11 protein-coding genes and 3 tRNA genes are annotated in these 14,059 nt (G+C 72.2%); 5 read left to right on the top strand and 9 right to left on the bottom strand.

What is annotated here, in order from left to right; genetic code table 11:
- From OG861_RS21350 to OG861_RS21330, 5 genes are all read right to left on the bottom strand, one after another.
- Positions 1 to 414, bottom strand: a complete 414-nt coding sequence (locus tag OG861_RS21350) for an SHOCT domain-containing protein (protein WP_329195016.1) — start codon at positions 412 to 414, stop codon at positions 1 to 3.
- A gap of 45 nt (positions 415 to 459) precedes the next feature.
- Positions 460 to 1,293, bottom strand: coding sequence for a class II glutamine amidotransferase (locus OG861_RS21345; RefSeq protein ID WP_329195017.1), 834 nt, complete (start codon positions 1,291 to 1,293; stop codon positions 460 to 462).
- Between the two features lie 347 nt (positions 1,294 to 1,640).
- Positions 1,641 to 1,714, bottom strand: a tRNA-Ile gene (locus tag OG861_RS21340).
- A gap of 174 nt (positions 1,715 to 1,888) precedes the next feature.
- A tRNA-Asn gene (locus OG861_RS21335) sits at positions 1,889 to 1,961 on the bottom strand.
- A gap of 5 nt (positions 1,962 to 1,966) precedes the next feature.
- A tRNA-Asn gene (locus OG861_RS21330) sits at positions 1,967 to 2,039 on the bottom strand.
- A gap of 145 nt (positions 2,040 to 2,184) precedes the next feature.
- Here OG861_RS21330 and OG861_RS21325 point away from each other — a divergent pair.
- From OG861_RS21325 to OG861_RS21310, 4 genes are all read left to right on the top strand, one after another.
- Complete coding sequence (locus OG861_RS21325) at positions 2,185 to 2,487, top strand: YtxH domain-containing protein (protein WP_329195019.1); 303 nt, start codon at positions 2,185 to 2,187, stop codon at positions 2,485 to 2,487.
- A gap of 102 nt (positions 2,488 to 2,589) precedes the next feature.
- A complete protein-coding gene (locus OG861_RS21320; RefSeq protein ID WP_329195021.1) occupies positions 2,590 to 4,068 on the top strand; it encodes an FGGY family carbohydrate kinase in 1,479 nt (492 codons plus the stop codon).
- Positions 4,069 to 4,188: 120 nt separating this feature from the next.
- Complete coding sequence (locus OG861_RS21315) at positions 4,189 to 5,922, top strand: ABC transporter ATP-binding protein (protein ID WP_329195024.1); 1,734 nt, start codon at positions 4,189 to 4,191, stop codon at positions 5,920 to 5,922.
- On the top strand, positions 5,919 to 7,841 hold the full coding sequence (locus OG861_RS21310; protein ID WP_329195027.1) for an ABC transporter ATP-binding protein: 1,923 nt from the start codon (positions 5,919 to 5,921) through the stop codon (positions 7,839 to 7,841). The genes OG861_RS21315 and OG861_RS21310 overlap by 4 nt, the downstream gene beginning before the upstream one ends.
- 80 nt (positions 7,842 to 7,921) lie before the next feature.
- Here OG861_RS21310 and OG861_RS21305 read toward each other — a convergent pair whose 3' ends face one another.
- The 4 genes from OG861_RS21305 to OG861_RS21290 all read right to left on the bottom strand — a co-directional run bounded on the left by OG861_RS21305 (position 7,922) and on the right by OG861_RS21290 (position 13,003).
- The gene (locus OG861_RS21305; protein ID WP_443064483.1) at positions 7,922 to 9,100 is read right to left on the bottom strand and encodes an RNA polymerase sigma factor; all 1,179 of its coding nucleotides are present in this window, start codon (positions 9,098 to 9,100) and stop codon (positions 7,922 to 7,924) included.
- Between the two features lie 159 nt (positions 9,101 to 9,259).
- Entirely contained in the window at positions 9,260 to 11,341 is a 2,082-nt protein-coding gene (locus tag OG861_RS21300; RefSeq protein WP_329195032.1) for a molybdopterin oxidoreductase family protein, read from the bottom strand.
- A gap of 153 nt (positions 11,342 to 11,494) precedes the next feature.
- Positions 11,495 to 12,259 carry a glucose 1-dehydrogenase gene (locus OG861_RS21295; RefSeq protein ID WP_329195034.1) on the bottom strand — a complete coding sequence of 255 codons (765 nt, stop codon included), beginning with the start codon at positions 12,257 to 12,259 and terminating at the stop codon, positions 11,495 to 11,497.
- 45 nt (positions 12,260 to 12,304) lie between these two features.
- The gene (locus OG861_RS21290) at positions 12,305 to 13,003 is read right to left on the bottom strand and encodes a SanA/YdcF family protein (RefSeq protein WP_329195036.1); all 699 of its coding nucleotides are present in this window, start codon (positions 13,001 to 13,003) and stop codon (positions 12,305 to 12,307) included.
- A 328-nt stretch (positions 13,004 to 13,331) separates the two neighbouring features.
- On the opposite strand from OG861_RS21290, the gene OG861_RS21285 reads away from it, so the two are divergent.
- Complete coding sequence (locus OG861_RS21285) at positions 13,332 to 14,045, top strand: sirohydrochlorin chelatase (protein ID WP_329195038.1); 714 nt, start codon at positions 13,332 to 13,334, stop codon at positions 14,043 to 14,045.
- Positions 14,046 to 14,059 lie beyond the last annotated feature (14 nt).

Genomic DNA, 14,059 nt, shown 5'->3' with positions numbered 1-14,059 from the left:
TTATGCCGCGAGGATCTTGGCCTTGGCCCGCTCGAACTCGGCAGCCGTGATGTCGCCCTTGTTCTTGAGCTCGGCGAGCCGAGCGAGCTCCTCCGCCTGACTGGCACCTCCGGCGGTCTGCTGTACGTAGGAGCGGAACTCCTGCTCGCTGCGCTGGGCCCGGGCCAGCTCGCGTTCGCCCATCCCGCGACCCCGGGCGATCAGGTACACGAACACACCGAGGAAGGGAAGGACGATGACGAAGACGGTCCACCCCGCCTTGCCCCAGCCTCCCAGGTCGTCGTCGCGGAAGATGTCGCCGATGACCCGGAAGAGCAGCATGAACCAGAGGACCCACAGGAAGATCATCATCATGGTCCAGAACATGTTCAGCAGCGGGTAGTCCACGGCCAGGTCCAGCATCGACTCGTTCATGGCACGCCTCCGTTTTGACTGCGGGCACAGGCATCGCTCGCGGCGTCAGGCCGCTTGAGGAGCAAAGGGGAGCAGCTCGTCCCCTCCCGGCTGTACGACGCCGTAGCTGCTCTCCGGCACCTGGTTCCAGGCGCCGGGCAGATCACCGAGGGGCTCGGACACGATGAGGCGGGTCTCGTCGGACACGTCCTGCAAGAACGTCACGTCAGGGTGCAGCCTGCGCAGGGGCTCCACCCGGCTGCTGTAGAACAGTGACCTGGATTCGCCCTTGCTGGAGTAGCGGAAGGCCCAGACGCGCTCGCCGTCGGTCACGGCGACCGTCATCTGGAGGGGGAACTCCACACCCTGCTCGCGCCCGATGCGTTCCACGACCCCCGCCATCCGCGCCACGGCGCCGGGCGGGTCCTCGTCCAGGCCGAAGGTGACCGCGAGGTAGAACATCATCTCGGAGTCCGTCGTTCCCTCGATGTCGTTGAACAGCGCGGGGTCGACGAGCAGGAAGAGTTCCCGGCGCATGAGGTGGAAACCGGCGATGGAACCGTTGTGCATCCACAGCCAGCGGCCGTGCCGGAAGGGATGGCAGTTCGTCTGCTGGACCGCCGTTCCGGTCGACGCCCGGATGTGGGCGAAGAACAACGGGGATTGGACGTGGTCCGCGATCTCCCGCAGGTTGCGGTTGTTCCAGGCGGGCCCGATGTCCCGCAGGACCGCCGGTGTGCCGCCGTTCTCCGGGTACCACCCGACGCCGAACCCGTCGCCGTTCGTGGTCTCCACACCCAGTTTGGAGTGCAGGCTCTGGTCGATCAGCGAGTGCGCCGGCTTGTACAGGATGGTGTCGAGCAGGAGAGGCGTCCCCGAGTAAGCGAGCCATCGGCACATGGATGATCACCCGTTCCTCGTTGTCCCGCTGGGTCCGAAGGCCGTTCCCCGGCGAGAGCCGAGGAGGAAGCCGGCCGGACCCACCGGCATTCCCATGGTCTGCCCATCCCCTGGTGATCGCCACGCGGACGGGAGCGGGCCCGCAGGCGTACGGGATTCGGTCGCGCTGAGCGGGAAGTCGCAGGCGGCCCTCCGGGAACGGCCGGCCGACCGTGGCCGGCCGTGCGGACCACACGATCGGCCAAGTCCCGTGCGTGCTCCGGCCATAGGCCGTCTCCGGTTCCACGACCGACCGGCAGCAAGAAAAAAGCCACAGATCAGAACGTTTCTTCTGACCTGTGGCACGGTGGGGCGGGTGGGACTCGAACCCACGGCCGACGGATTATGAGTCCGCTGCTCTAACCGGCTGAGCTACCGCCCCTCTACGGCGTGGCGCGTACACGTGTGCGCGCCGTCTGCCGCAGCATAGCCGCTCATACGATCTGCTGCCTCGCATGATCGGCTTCGCCTGCCCAAGAAGACCGTGCCGAGCGCTGCCCGGTTCCGGCTCGGGGCAAAAAAGAAGAGGACCCGCCGGGGGCCCTCGTCTTCCGTGCTCCCCCGACTGGACTCGAACCAGTAACCTGCCGGTTAACAGCCGGCTGCTCTGCCAATTGAGCTACAGGGGATCGCGCTCCCCCGACTGGACTCGAACCAGTAACCTGCCGGTTAACAGCCGGCTGCTCTGCCAATTGAGCTACAGGGGATTGCTGCGGTGCGCCGAACAGCCCACCTCCGGCCTTGCCGGGGGGCGAGCGCCCGTTGCGAGTCATAGATTAGCGCAAGCAGGGGGGTGCTCCGCCAATCGGTATCGGCAGTGGGCCGGGCACCACACGACGAAGGGTGGCAAGCATGCGGTACAAGGTCACGTTCGTGATCGGACTGGCCGTCGGGTACGTGCTCGGGACCCGGGCCGGGCGCGAGCGGTACGAGCAGCTGAAGAAGTCCGCACGGGAGGTCGCGCAGACCCCGGCGGTGCGCAACGCCGCCGAAACCGCCGGGCAGGCCGGGCGCACCTACGCGGGCAAGGCCTTCGCCGTCGTGGGCGGCAAGGTCGGCGACAAGCTGCCGGAATCCCTCGTGTCACGGGTGCGTACGCTGCGCGGCCGGGGCGGCTCCGGCGGCGAGGACGAGTGGGGTACGAGCAACACCTGACGGTGACGCGAACGCCGCGGGCCCGGCACTTTGCGGGGCCCGCGGCGTTCGCGTGCCTACTCGGCGGTCACGACCGCCACGCGGTGCGGCAGAATTCTCCGCATGGGGATAGTCGCCGGGCTGGACAGCTCTTCCGCCTTCACTCGCATCGTCGTCTGCGACACCGATACGGGGGCCGTGCTGCGCCAGGGCTACGCGCCCCATCCGCAGCCGACCGGCGAGGCCGCCGGGGCGAACAAGCACGAGACCGACCCGCAGGCGTGGCTGCTCTCGCTCGGCGAGGCCGCCGGCAACGGGCTCCTCGAAGGGGTCCAGGCCATCGGCGTCTCCGCGCAGCAGCACGGCCTGCTCCCGCTCGACGCGCAGGGCGGCCTGGTCCGGCCGGCCCTGGTCGGCAACGACAAGCGGGGCCAGGTCGCGGCGGCCGACCTGATCGAGGCGCTGGGCGGCCGGCAGGCCTGGGCGGAGGCCGTGGGTTCGGTGCCGCACTCGGCGCAGCCGCTGGCGAAGCTCGCCTGGCTGGCCCGGACCGAGCCCGAGGCGGCCCGGCGGGTGGCCGTACTGATGTCCCCGCACGACTGGCTCGTCTGGCAGTTGCTCGGCCGGCCCGCGCGCCGCACCACCGACCGGGGCGGCGCTTCCGGGACCGGCTACTGGTCCCCGGCCACCGGTTCCTACCGGCCCGACCTGGTCGAGCTGGCGCTCGGGCACCGGGCGCTGCTGCCCGAGGTGCTCGGCCCGGCCGATGCCGCCGGGACGACCCCCGAGGGGCTGCTGATCTCGGCCGGTACCGGGGAGACCATGGCCGCCGCGCTCGGGCTGGGCCTGGTCCCCGGCGACGCGGTGGTCTCGCTGGGCGCCTCGGGGTCGGTGATGGCCGTGCACCCCCACGCCGTCTCCGATCCGGGCGGCCTGATCACCTCGCTCGCCGACGCCAGCGGCATGCACCTGCCGGTGGTGAACACCTCCAACGCCGTACGGGCCCTGCGCGGCACCGCCGAGTTGCTGGGCACCGACCTGGAGGGGCTGAGCGCACTCGCGCTGAAGTCGACGCCGGGCGCGCACGGCCTCGTACTCCTGCCGTATTTGGAGGGGGAGCGGACCCCGGACCTGCCGCTCAGCGCGGGCACCCTCTCCGGTCTGCGCCGGGACTCGATGAAGCCGGAGCACCTGGCGCGGGCCGCGTTCGAGGGCATGCTCTGCGGGCTGGTCGACGCCCTCGACGTGCTGCGGCACCGGGGGGTGGAGATCCGCCGGGTGTTCCTCCTGGGGGCGGCGGCCGAGCTGCCCGCCGTACAGGCCGCGGCGCCGGGGCTGTTCGGCACGCAGGTCGTGGTGCCGGCTCCCGCCGACTACGCCGCGCTGGGCTCCGCGCGCCAGGCGGCGTGGGCCCTCGGTGTGGCGCAGGGCACGCTCGCCCCGCACAGCCCGCCGGTCTGGCCGGCCCCGGCCGCCCAGACGTTCGAGCCGGGCGAGGAGTTCCCGGCGTGGCAGGCGGTGCGCCAGCAGTACGTGGCCACGCGCGAGCAGATCCACCCCGGGGCGTTCCAGGGCGGGGCGTTCCAGGGCGGGACGGCGTAGGACCCCCGTCGGGAGGAGTACTCCTTTTGACCGGGCTTTGCGAAAACCGTTGGGGTTGTGGCCTCCGGTTGGCCGAAGATGGGGTGAACCCCCCTCGATCATGCCGACCGGAGCCTGCGCGTGCTCATACGACTTCTGCGGACACACCTGCGTCCGTACAGGAAACCCATCGCCCTCCTGGTGCTGCTGCAACTGCTGCAGACCAGTGCGAGCCTCTACCTGCCCACGCTCAACGCGGACATCATCGACAACGGTGTCGTCAGCGGTGACACGGGGTACATCCTGCGTTTCGGCGCCCTGATGCTGGGCGTGTCGCTCGTCCAGCTCACCTGCAACATCGGCGCCGTCTACTTCGGCGCCCGCACCGCCGCCGCGGTCGGGAGGGACATCCGCGGCGCCGTCTTCGACCGGGTGCAGAGCTTCTCCGCCAGGGAGCTCGGCCAGTTCGGCGCCCCGTCGCTGATCACCCGTACGACGAACGACGTACAGCAGGTCCAGATGCTGGTCCTGATGACCTTCACGCTGATGGTGTCGGCGCCGATCATGTGCATCGGCGGTATCGCCATGGCGCTGTCGCTGGACGTGAAGCTGTCCGGGGTGCTGCTCGCCGTCGTCCCCGTCCTCGGCCTGTCCGTCGGCACGATCGTCTTCAAGACGCGCCCGCTGTTCCGCACGATGCAGACACGGCTGGACATCGTGAACCGGGTGCTGCGCGAGCAGATCACCGGCAACCGCGTGATCCGCGCCTTCGTCCGCGACTCCTACGAGAAGGAGCGCTTCCGGGAGGCGAACGCGGAGCTGACCGGGGTGTCGCTGGCCTCCGGCAAGCTGCTCGCGCTGATGTTCCCGGTCGTCATCGTCGTCGTGAACATCTCCAGCGTCGCCGTCATCTGGTTCGGCGCGATGCGCGTGGACGGCAACGGCATGGAGATCGGCCAGCTGACGGCGTTCCTCGCCTACCTGATGCAGATCGTCATGTCCGTGATGATGGCCACCTTCATGTTCATGATGGTGCCGCGCGCCGAGGTGTGCGCCGAGCGCATCCAGGAGGTCCTGGACACCGACTCCAGCGTCATCCCGCCGGCCGACCCGGTACGCAAGCTGCTGCGGCACGGGCAGCTGGAGCTGCGCGGCGCCGACTTCCGCTACCCGGGCGCCGAGGCGCCGGTGCTGCGCGGGGTGGACCTGCTGGCCCGCCCGGGCGAGACGACCGCCGTCATCGGCTCGACGGGCAGCGGCAAGTCCACGCTGCTCGGCCTGGTGCCGCGGCTGTTCGACGCGACCGGCGGCGAGGTGCTCGTCGACGGGGAGGACGTACGCCGGCTCGACCCGGAGCTGCTGGCCAAGACGGTCGGCATGGTTCCGCAGAAGCCGTACCTGTTCTCCGGGACCGTGGCCTCCAACCTGCGCTACGGGCGCCCCGAGGCGACGGACGAAGAGCTGTGGCACGCCCTGGAGGTGGCCCAGGCCCGCGGGTTCGTCTCCGCACTCGAAGGGGGACTGGACGCGCCGATCACCCAGGGCGGCACCAACGTCTCCGGCGGGCAGCGCCAACGGCTGGCGATCGCCCGCACGCTGGTGCAGCGTCCGGAGATCTATCTGTTCGACGACTCCTTCTCGGCCCTGGACTACGCGACGGACGCGGCGCTGCGCGCCGCGCTGGCCCTGGAGACGCAGAACGCGACCGTCGTCATCGTGGCCCAGCGGGTGTCCACGATCCGTGACGCCGACCGGATCATCGTCCTGGACGAGGGCCAGGTGGTGGGCGAGGGGCGCCATCACGAACTGATGGCCGGCAATGAGACCTACCGGGAGATCGTGCTCTCCCAGCTGACGGAGGCGGAGGCCGCATGAGCGGGCCCGGAGGACGGATGATGATGGGGCCGGTCCAGCGGTCCATGGACTTCAAGGGATCGGGCAAGCGGCTGCTGGGCCAGCTCGCGCAGGACCGGGCCAGGATCTGGGGCATGGTCGCGGCCGTCGTCGGCAGCGTCGCCTGCTCGGTGGTGGGGCCGAAGATCCTCGGCAACGCCACCGACCTGGTGTTCGCCGGGATCGTCGGGCGGCAGATGCCGGCCGGGATCACCAAGGCGCAGGCGCTGGACGGCCTGCGCGCCAGGGGGCAGGGCGGCATGGCGGACATGCTGTCCGGCACCGACTTCACCCCGGGCCGGGGCATCGACTTCTCCGCGGTCGGGTCCGTCGCGGTCTGGGCGCTGGTGGTCTTCACCCTCGCCGGACTGCTGATGCTGGTCGCGACGCGGCTGTCGAACCACATCATGAACGGCACCGTGTTCCGGCTGCGCGAGGAGCTGCGGGGGAAGCTGTCGCGGCTGCCGCTGTCGTACTTCGACCAGCAGAAGCGCGGTGAGGTCCTCAGCCGCGCCACGAACGACATCGACAACATCGGGCAGACGCTCCAGCAGACGATGGGCCAGCTGCTCAACTCGCTGCTGACGATCGTCGGCGTGCTGGCGATGATGTTCTGGATCTCGCCGCTGCTGGCGCTGGTCGCCCTGGTGACGATCCCCGTGTCGGTGTTCGTCGCGGCGAAGATCGGCAAGAAGTCGCAGCCGCAGTTCGTGGCGCAGTGGAAGTCCACGGGCGCGCTCAACGCGCACGTGGAGGAGATGTACTCGGGCCACACGCTGGTCAAGGTGTTCGGCCGGCAGAAGGAGTCCGCGGCCGTCTTCGCCGAGCAGAACGAGGCGCTGTACCGGGCCTCGTTCAAGGCACAGCTGGTCAGCGGGATCATGCAGCCGGTGATGTTCTTCATCTCGAACATCAACTACGTGCTGGTGGCGGTGGTCGGCGGTCTGCGGGTGGCCTCGGGTTCCCTGTCGATCGGTGACGTGCAGGCCTTCATCCAGTACTCGCGCCAGTTCTCGATGCCGCTGACGCAGGTCGCCTCGATGGCGAACCTGGTGCAGTCCGGAGTCGCCTCGGCGGAGCGCGTGTACGAGCTGCTGGACGCGCGGGAGCAAGAGCCGGACGCGGAGGTTCCCGAGCGGCCGGAGCGGCTGCGGGGCCAGGTCACCCTCGACAAGGTGGCGTTCCGCTACGAGCCGGACAAGCCGCTCATCGAGGGCCTCTCGCTGAGCGTCGAGCCGGGGCAGACGGTCGCGATCGTCGGCCCGACGGGCGCCGGCAAGACCACGCTCGTCAACCTGCTGATGCGGTTCTACGAGGTCACCGGCGGCCGGATCGCCCTGGACGGGGTGGACGTCGCGAAGATGACCCGCGAGGAACTGCGCACGGGCATCGGCATGGTGCTCCAGGACACCTGGCTGTTCGGCGGCACCATCGCGGAGAACATCGCCTACGGGGCTTCGCGCGAGGTCACGCGCGAGGAGATCGAGGAGGCGGCGCGGGCCGCGCACGCGGACCGGTTCATCCGCACCCTGCCGGACGGCTACGACACGGTGCTGGACGACGAGGGCGCGGGCGTCAGCGCGGGTGAGAAGCAGCTCATCACGATCGCCCGGGCGTTCCTGTCGGATCCGGTGATCCTGGTGCTCGACGAGGCGACGAGCTCAGTGGACACCCGTACCGAGGTGCTGATCCAGAAGGCGATGGCGCGCCTCGCGCACGGCCGTACGTCCTTCGTGATCGCGCACCGGCTCTCCACCATCCGCGACGCGGACGTGATCCTGGTGATGGAGAATGGCTCGATCGTGGAGCAGGGCACGCACGAGGAACTGCTCGAGTCGGACGGCGCCTACGCGCGGCTGTACGCGGCGCAGTTCGCGCAGGCGGTGGCCGAGGTCGACTAGCCGGACCTCGCCGTCGGCCGGGGGTGCCCTCGTACGGGGGCACCCCTTTCGTGCGCAGCGGGTCTCCCGGGGGGGGCCGCTCAGTCGAGGTAGCCGCGCAGTTGGTCGGCGAAGGCGTGGTCGCGCAGTTTGTTGAGCGTCTTGGACTCGATCTGGCGGATCCGCTCGCGGGTCACGCCGAAGATCCGTCCGATCTCCTCCAGGGTGCGCGGGCGGCCGTCGGCGAGGCCGTAGCGGAGCTGGACGACCTTGCGTTCGCGTTCGCCGAGGGTCGACAGCACGGCTTCGAGGTGCTCGCGCAGCAGGAAGAACGCGGCGGACTCGACGGGTGAGGCGGCGTCCCCGTCCTCGATGAGGTCGCCGAGGGCGACGTCGTCCTCCTCGCCGACCGGCGCGTGCAGGGAGACCGGCTCCTGGGCGAGGCGGAGCACCTCCAGCACCCGTTCGGGGGTCAGTTCCAGGTGGGCGGCGACCTCTTCGGCGGTGGGCTCGTACCCCCGCTCCTGGAGCATGCGGCGCTGCACGCGCACCACGCGGTTGATCAGTTCCACGACGTGTACGGGCACGCGGATGGTCCGGGCCTGGTCGGCGAGGGCCCGGGACATCGCCTGCCGGATCCACCAGGTGGCGTAGGTGGAGAACTTGTAGCCGCGGGCGTAGTCGAACTTCTCAACGGCCCGGATGAGCCCGAGGTTCCCCTCCTGGACGAGGTCGAGCATGGTGAGCCCGCGGCCCACGTAGCGCTTGGCCACGGAGACGACGAGCCGCAGGTTGGACTCGATGAGGCGGCGTTTGGCCATGCGGCCCATGACGACGAGCTTGTCCAGGTCGAGGGTGAGCTGGAGGTCGAGCCCGGTGGCGGCGGCGAGTTTCTCCTCGGCGAACAGTCCCGCTTCGACGCGCCGGGCGAGTTCGACCTCCTCGACCGCGGTCAGGAGCGGGATCCTGCCTATCTCGCGCAGGTACTGCCGGAACAGGTCCGCGGAGGGGCCCGCCCCGCCCGTACCGGCCGTCCGGCCCGTCCCGCCCGTCTCACCCGTCCCGCCCGTCTCACCCGTCCCGCCCGTCTCACCCGTCCCGCCTTCATGGTCGCCGTCGCGCCCGCGCTGCTCGGGCACCTCCCCGGTCAGGTCGAGGACCTCCGGTTCCTCGGGCTCGACGTCCACGACTTCGGCCTCCGCATCGGCGGGTTCGTCGGCCTGGGCGGGGTGGCTCACGTTCGCGGTCAGGGTCTGGGTCTGCACGGGGGCGACCTCCAGGGCTCCGAGGACGGGGGCACCGGATTTCAGTGTGGGGTACGACACATCGCAGCCACGAGGGGCGTGCGAGCACTTTCTGAGTCCGGTGCGTGACCGGATGGTTACCCCCCGCCGGGACGCCCGAAGCCGCCCGGACGCATGTCCGAGCGGGCCCGCGGCTCAGGCCGGCTCGACCCGCACCGCGCAGGTCTTGAACTCCGGCATGCGGGAAACCGGGTCCAGGGCCGGGTTGGTGAGGGTGTTCGCGCGCCCCTCCCCCGGCCAGTGGAACGGCATGAACACCGTGTCCGCCCGGATCGCGTCGGTGATGCGGGCCGGGGCGACCGCGCGCCCGCGCCGGGAGACGACCGCCAGCGGGGCCCCTTCGGTGACGCCCAGGCGGGAGGCGAGGCGGGGGTGGAGTTCCACGAACGGGCCGGGGGCGGCCGCGTTGAGCTCCGCGACCCGTCGGGTCTGGGCGCCGGACTGGTACTGGGCCACGACCCGGCCGGTGGTGAGCAGCAGCGGGTACTCGGCGTCGGGGACCTCGGCCGCGTCCCGGTGCACGACGGGCACGAAGCGGGCCCGGCCGTCGTCGGTGGCGAAGCGGTCCAGGAACAGCCGGGGTGTTCCGGGCGAGCCCTCGGGGCAGGGCCAGAAGACGCCCTGCTCTGCTTCGACGCGGGCGTAGGAGATCCCCGAGTAGTCGGCCGGGCCGCCCGCCGAGGCGCGGCGGAGTTCCTCGAACACCTCCTCGGGGACGGTGGGGAAGCCCTTCTCGACGCCGAGCCGGGTGGCGAGGCCGTGCAGGACCTCCAGGTCGGTGCGGACGCCCGACGGCGGGGTCAGGGCCCGGCGGCGCAACAGGACGCGGCCTTCCAGGCTGGTGGTGGTGCCGTCCTCCTCCGCCCACTGGGTGACGGGGAGCACCACGTCGGCCAGTTCGGCGGTCTCGGAGAGGACGACGTCGGCGACGGCGAGGAAGTCCAGGGAGCGGATCCGGCCCTCGATGTGGGCGGCGCGGGGCGCGGAGACCACCGGGTTGGAGCCCATCAGCAGGAGCGCCTTCACCTCGGTGCCGAGGGCGTCGAGGAGTTCGTAGGCGCTGCGGCCGGGGCCGGGCAGGCTGTCCGGGTCGACGCCCCAGACGCCGGCGACGTGGGCCCGGGCCGCCGGGTCGGTCAGCTTGCGGTACCCGGGGAGCTGGTCGGCCTTCTGGCCGTGCTCACGCCCGCCCTGGCCGTTGCCCTGCCCGGTGAGGCAGCCGTAACCGGACAGCGGGCGCCCGGCGTGGCCCGTGGCCAGGCAGAGGTTGATCCACGCGCCGACGGTGTCGGTGCCCTTGGACTGCTGCTCCGGGCCGCGGGCGGTCAGCACCATGGCGGACTCGGGGGCGCAGAACATCCCCACCGCCTCGCGCAGTCGGGGCACGGGGACCCCGGTGATCCGCTCCACCAGCTCCGGCCAGTGCGCCATCGCTGCGGCCCGCGCCTCGGGCCAGCCGCTGGTGCGCCCGGCGATGAACGCCTCGTCGGTGCGCCCTTCGGCGACGACGAGGTGGAGCAGGCCCAGGGCGAGGGCGAGGTCCGTCCCGGGGCGGGGGGCGAGGTGCAGGTCGGCCTGTTCGGCGGTGCGGGTGCGGCGCGGGTCCACCACGATCAACGTGCCGCCGTTGTCCTTGAGTTCCCGCAGGAAGCGCAGGGCCGGCGGCATGGTCTCGGCCAGGTTGGAGCCGACGAGGATCACGCAGCCGGTGCGGGGGACGTCCTCCAGCGGGAACGGCAGGCCGCGGTCCAGCCCGAAGGCGCGCTGGTGGGCGGCGGCCGCGGAGGACATGCAGAAGCGGCCGTTGTAGTCGATCTGGGAGGTGCGCAGGGCGACGCGGGCGAACTTGCCCAGCGCGTAGGCCTTCTCGTTGGTCAGCCCGCCGCCGCCGAAGACGCCGACGGCGTCCGGCCCGTACGAGCGCCCCGTGCGGGCGAGGCCCTCGGCGACGGCGTCCAGTGCCTCGTCCCAGCCGGCCGGCTCCAGTCGCCCGGTACGGCCGCGCACCAGCGGCTGCGTCAGGCGCACCCGCGAGGACAGGACGGCGGGGGCGGTACGTCCCTTGCCGCACAGGGCGCCCCGGTTGACGGGGAAGTCGGGCCGCTCCTCCACCTCGACGCCGCCGTCCGTCCCGGCGCGCAGGTTCATGCCGCACTGCAGGGCGCAGTACGGGCAGTGCGTGGCGGTGACGGGTCCGGCGGTGCCTTCGGTGTGCATACCGACCACGGTGCGCCGCGGGTGTTACACGGACCGCCCCCTCGCGTTACGGCCGGGGGTTCTCCCCCTCAGCGCTCCCGCCGGCCCCCGGTGAGGCGCGGCGTCGGCGCCGGTGCGGGCGGCACGCGCTGTTGCGGCCCGGCAGGGGTGAGCTCAGTGGCCCGTCAGGTGCTTCACCGTCAGGCCCGCCGTCCAGCCGCCGTCGACCGCGAGTTCGGCGCCCGTCATGTAGGCGGCGGAGTCGGAAAGGAGGAAGGCGACGGCCGCGGCGATCTCCTCGGGGGTGCCGACGCGGCCCAGCGGGGCGCCGGGGTAGTTGCCCTCGCCGGCCCGGATGCCGACCGGGGCGGTCATCGGGGTGAGCGTCATGCCCGGGTGGACGGAGTTGACGCGGATCCGGGCCTCGGCGAGCTCGACCGCGCCGATCTTCGACAGACCGCGCACGCCCCACTTGGAGGCGCCGTACCCGGCGGTCAGCGCGAGTCCGGTCAGGCCGGCGGCGGAGGAGATGTTGACGATGGAGCCGCCGCCGTTCGCGCGCAGCAGCGGGATGGCCGCCTTGATGCCGATGAAGGTGCCGACCAGGTTGGTCTCGACGACCCGGCGGAAGTGTTCGACGCTCTCGTGCTCCAGCAACTGCCCCGTGGCTATGCCCGCGTTGTTGACGAGGCCGTCGAGGCGGCCGAACTCGGCGACCGCGTACTCCAGCGCCGCCGCCCAGTCGTCCTCGCTCGTCACGTCGTGCCGCAGGAAGCGGGCCGCGCCGCCCAGTCGGGCCGCCGTCGCGGCGCCCTCGGCCTCCAGCACGTCGGTGACCAGCACCCGGCCGCCGCCGTCCACGACGGCCCGCGCGGCGGCCGCGCCCAGCCCCCGGGCCCCTCCGGTGATGACGACGGCCTTGCCGCTCAGATCCGGCACGGTGCCCACGATGCCCCCCTACGTCTGACAATCCGTGCCAGTCTGTCAGAGCGCCAGGGCGCGCGACACCCCGTCCTCCTTGGGCCCCAGGAACGTCGGCCGCGGCTTGAACACCGCGTCCAGCGCCGCCTTCCCGGCCGCGAAGACCTCGCGGGCGCCGCCGTAGTACCAGGTCGCGTCGTGTACGTCCTGCACCCCGACCCCGTACGACTCCACCCCCGCCGCCTGACACAGGGCCACGGCCCGCCGGATGTGGAAGCCCTGGCTGATCAGCACCGCGCGGTCCACGCCGAAGATCCGCCGGGCCCGCACGCAGGAGTCCCAGGTGTCGAACCCGGCGAAGTCGCTGACGATCCGGTCGTCCGGGACCCCGTGGCGGGTCAGGTAGGCGCGCATCACGTCCGGCTCCGAGTACTCGGTACGGCTGTTGTCCCCGGTGACCAGGACGACCTTGACCTTTCCGGCGCGGTACAGCTCGGCGGCCGCGTCGAGCCGGTCGGCCAGGTACGGGGTGGGCCGCGCGCCCAGCAGGCCCGCGCCGAACACCACGGCCACCGGGGCGGAGGGTGCCTGGGCCGTGCTGCCGAGCCGGTCGGCGGCCACCGCGTGCGTCCACGCCGAGGGCAGCAGCGCCAGCACGCACAGCACCATCACGGCCCGGACGGCGCGCCGCCTGGCCCGCACCGTGCGCGGCAGCAGCCCCCGCACCCCGCCCGCGATCCGGCTCAGGCGCGCTCCGCGCATGACGTTCCCCCTGGTTGTCGCTGGTTGTCACCCGGTCTCCGCTGGTCAGGACGCGGCCGGGGCCGGTCCGGTTTCACCCGCCGCCGGGCCGCGTCCCGCCCCGCCCACTGTGAGCAGCCGGAAAAGACCCGTCACGGCGGCGCAACGCGGCGGCAATCTGCGCCCCGCAGGATCGGTTCATGACGGAGCCCGCGCACCCTCCGGAAATCCCCGCCCTTCCCGTCTCCCCCCGCCACCGCCGTCGAGCCGCCGACCCGGATCACCGTCCGTCCCGGTGCTCAGCCGGACACCGCGCGTCCCCCGGGGCCCGGACCAACGGAGTGCCCGCATGCAGCCCGCCCTCGTCGCCGTCGCCCACGGCAGCCGTGACCCGCGCGCCCTCCACAGCGTCCGGGCCCTGCTGGAGCGGGTCCGCCTGCTCCGCCCCCGCCTCGACGTCCGCCTCGGGCACATCGAGCTGAACCGGCCGCTGCTCGGCGAGACGCTCGACGCCCTCGCCGGGGAGGCCGTCCTCGTACCGCTGCTGCTGAGCCGCGGACACCACGTCAAGCGCGACCTCCCCGCGGCGGCCGCCCGCGCTGCGCACCTGCGCACCCGGGTCGCGGCCCCGCTCGGGCCGCACCCGCTGCTGGTCGAGGCCCTGTACGAGCGGCTCCTGGAGGCCTCCTGGGCGCCGGGGACGGCGGTGGTACTGGCCGCCGCCGGCTCCCGCGACCCGGACGCCGCCGAGGACACCCGCCGCACCGCCGCCCTGCTGTCCGAGCGGCTCGGCGGGGTGCCCGTCGTGGCCGCCCACGCCTCCGCCGCGACCCCGTCCGTGGCCGGCGCCCTGCGCACCCTCGCGGCCCGCGGGCACCACCGGATCGCCGTGGCCTCGTACTTCACCGCCCCCGGCCGCTTCGCCGCCCAGAGCGCCGCTGCCGCGACCGGTCCGGCCGCGGCGCCGCTCGGCGACCACCCGGCCCTCGCCCGTCTCGTCCTGCTGCGCTACGACCAGGCCCTCGCCCGGCGCCGGACACCTCTGGAGCCGGCCACCGCGTAGGTCCGGGCCGCCCC

It is taken from the genome of Streptomyces sp. NBC_00539 (assembly GCF_036346105.1).
GTDB lineage: Bacteria > Actinomycetota > Actinomycetes > Streptomycetales > Streptomycetaceae > Streptomyces.
The sequence above is the reverse complement of the archived record's forward strand: the minus strand, read 5'-3'. Positions and strand labels throughout refer to the sequence as shown.

What these genes read in the sequence shown, in the direction of transcription:
- OG861_RS21350 (WP_329195016.1), bottom strand. Translation starts at nt 414, where the DNA reads ATGAACGAGTCGATGCTGGACCTGGCCGTGGACTACCCGCTGCTGAAC.
- OG861_RS21290 (WP_329195036.1), bottom strand. Translation starts at nt 13,003, where the DNA reads ATGCGCGGAGCGCGCCTGAGCCGGATCGCGGGCGGGGTGCGGGGGCTG.
- OG861_RS21310 (WP_329195027.1), top strand. Translation starts at nt 5,919, where the DNA reads ATGAGCGGGCCCGGAGGACGGATGATGATGGGGCCGGTCCAGCGGTCC.
- OG861_RS21325 (WP_329195019.1), top strand. Translation starts at nt 2,185, where the DNA reads ATGCGGTACAAGGTCACGTTCGTGATCGGACTGGCCGTCGGGTACGTG.
- OG861_RS21285 (WP_329195038.1), top strand. Translation starts at nt 13,332, where the DNA reads ATGCAGCCCGCCCTCGTCGCCGTCGCCCACGGCAGCCGTGACCCGCGC.
- OG861_RS21320 (WP_329195021.1), top strand. Translation starts at nt 2,590, where the DNA reads ATGGGGATAGTCGCCGGGCTGGACAGCTCTTCCGCCTTCACTCGCATC.
- OG861_RS21300 (WP_329195032.1), bottom strand. Translation starts at nt 11,341, where the DNA reads ATGCACACCGAAGGCACCGCCGGACCCGTCACCGCCACGCACTGCCCG.
- OG861_RS21345 (WP_329195017.1), bottom strand. Translation starts at nt 1,293, where the DNA reads ATGTGCCGATGGCTCGCTTACTCGGGGACGCCTCTCCTGCTCGACACC.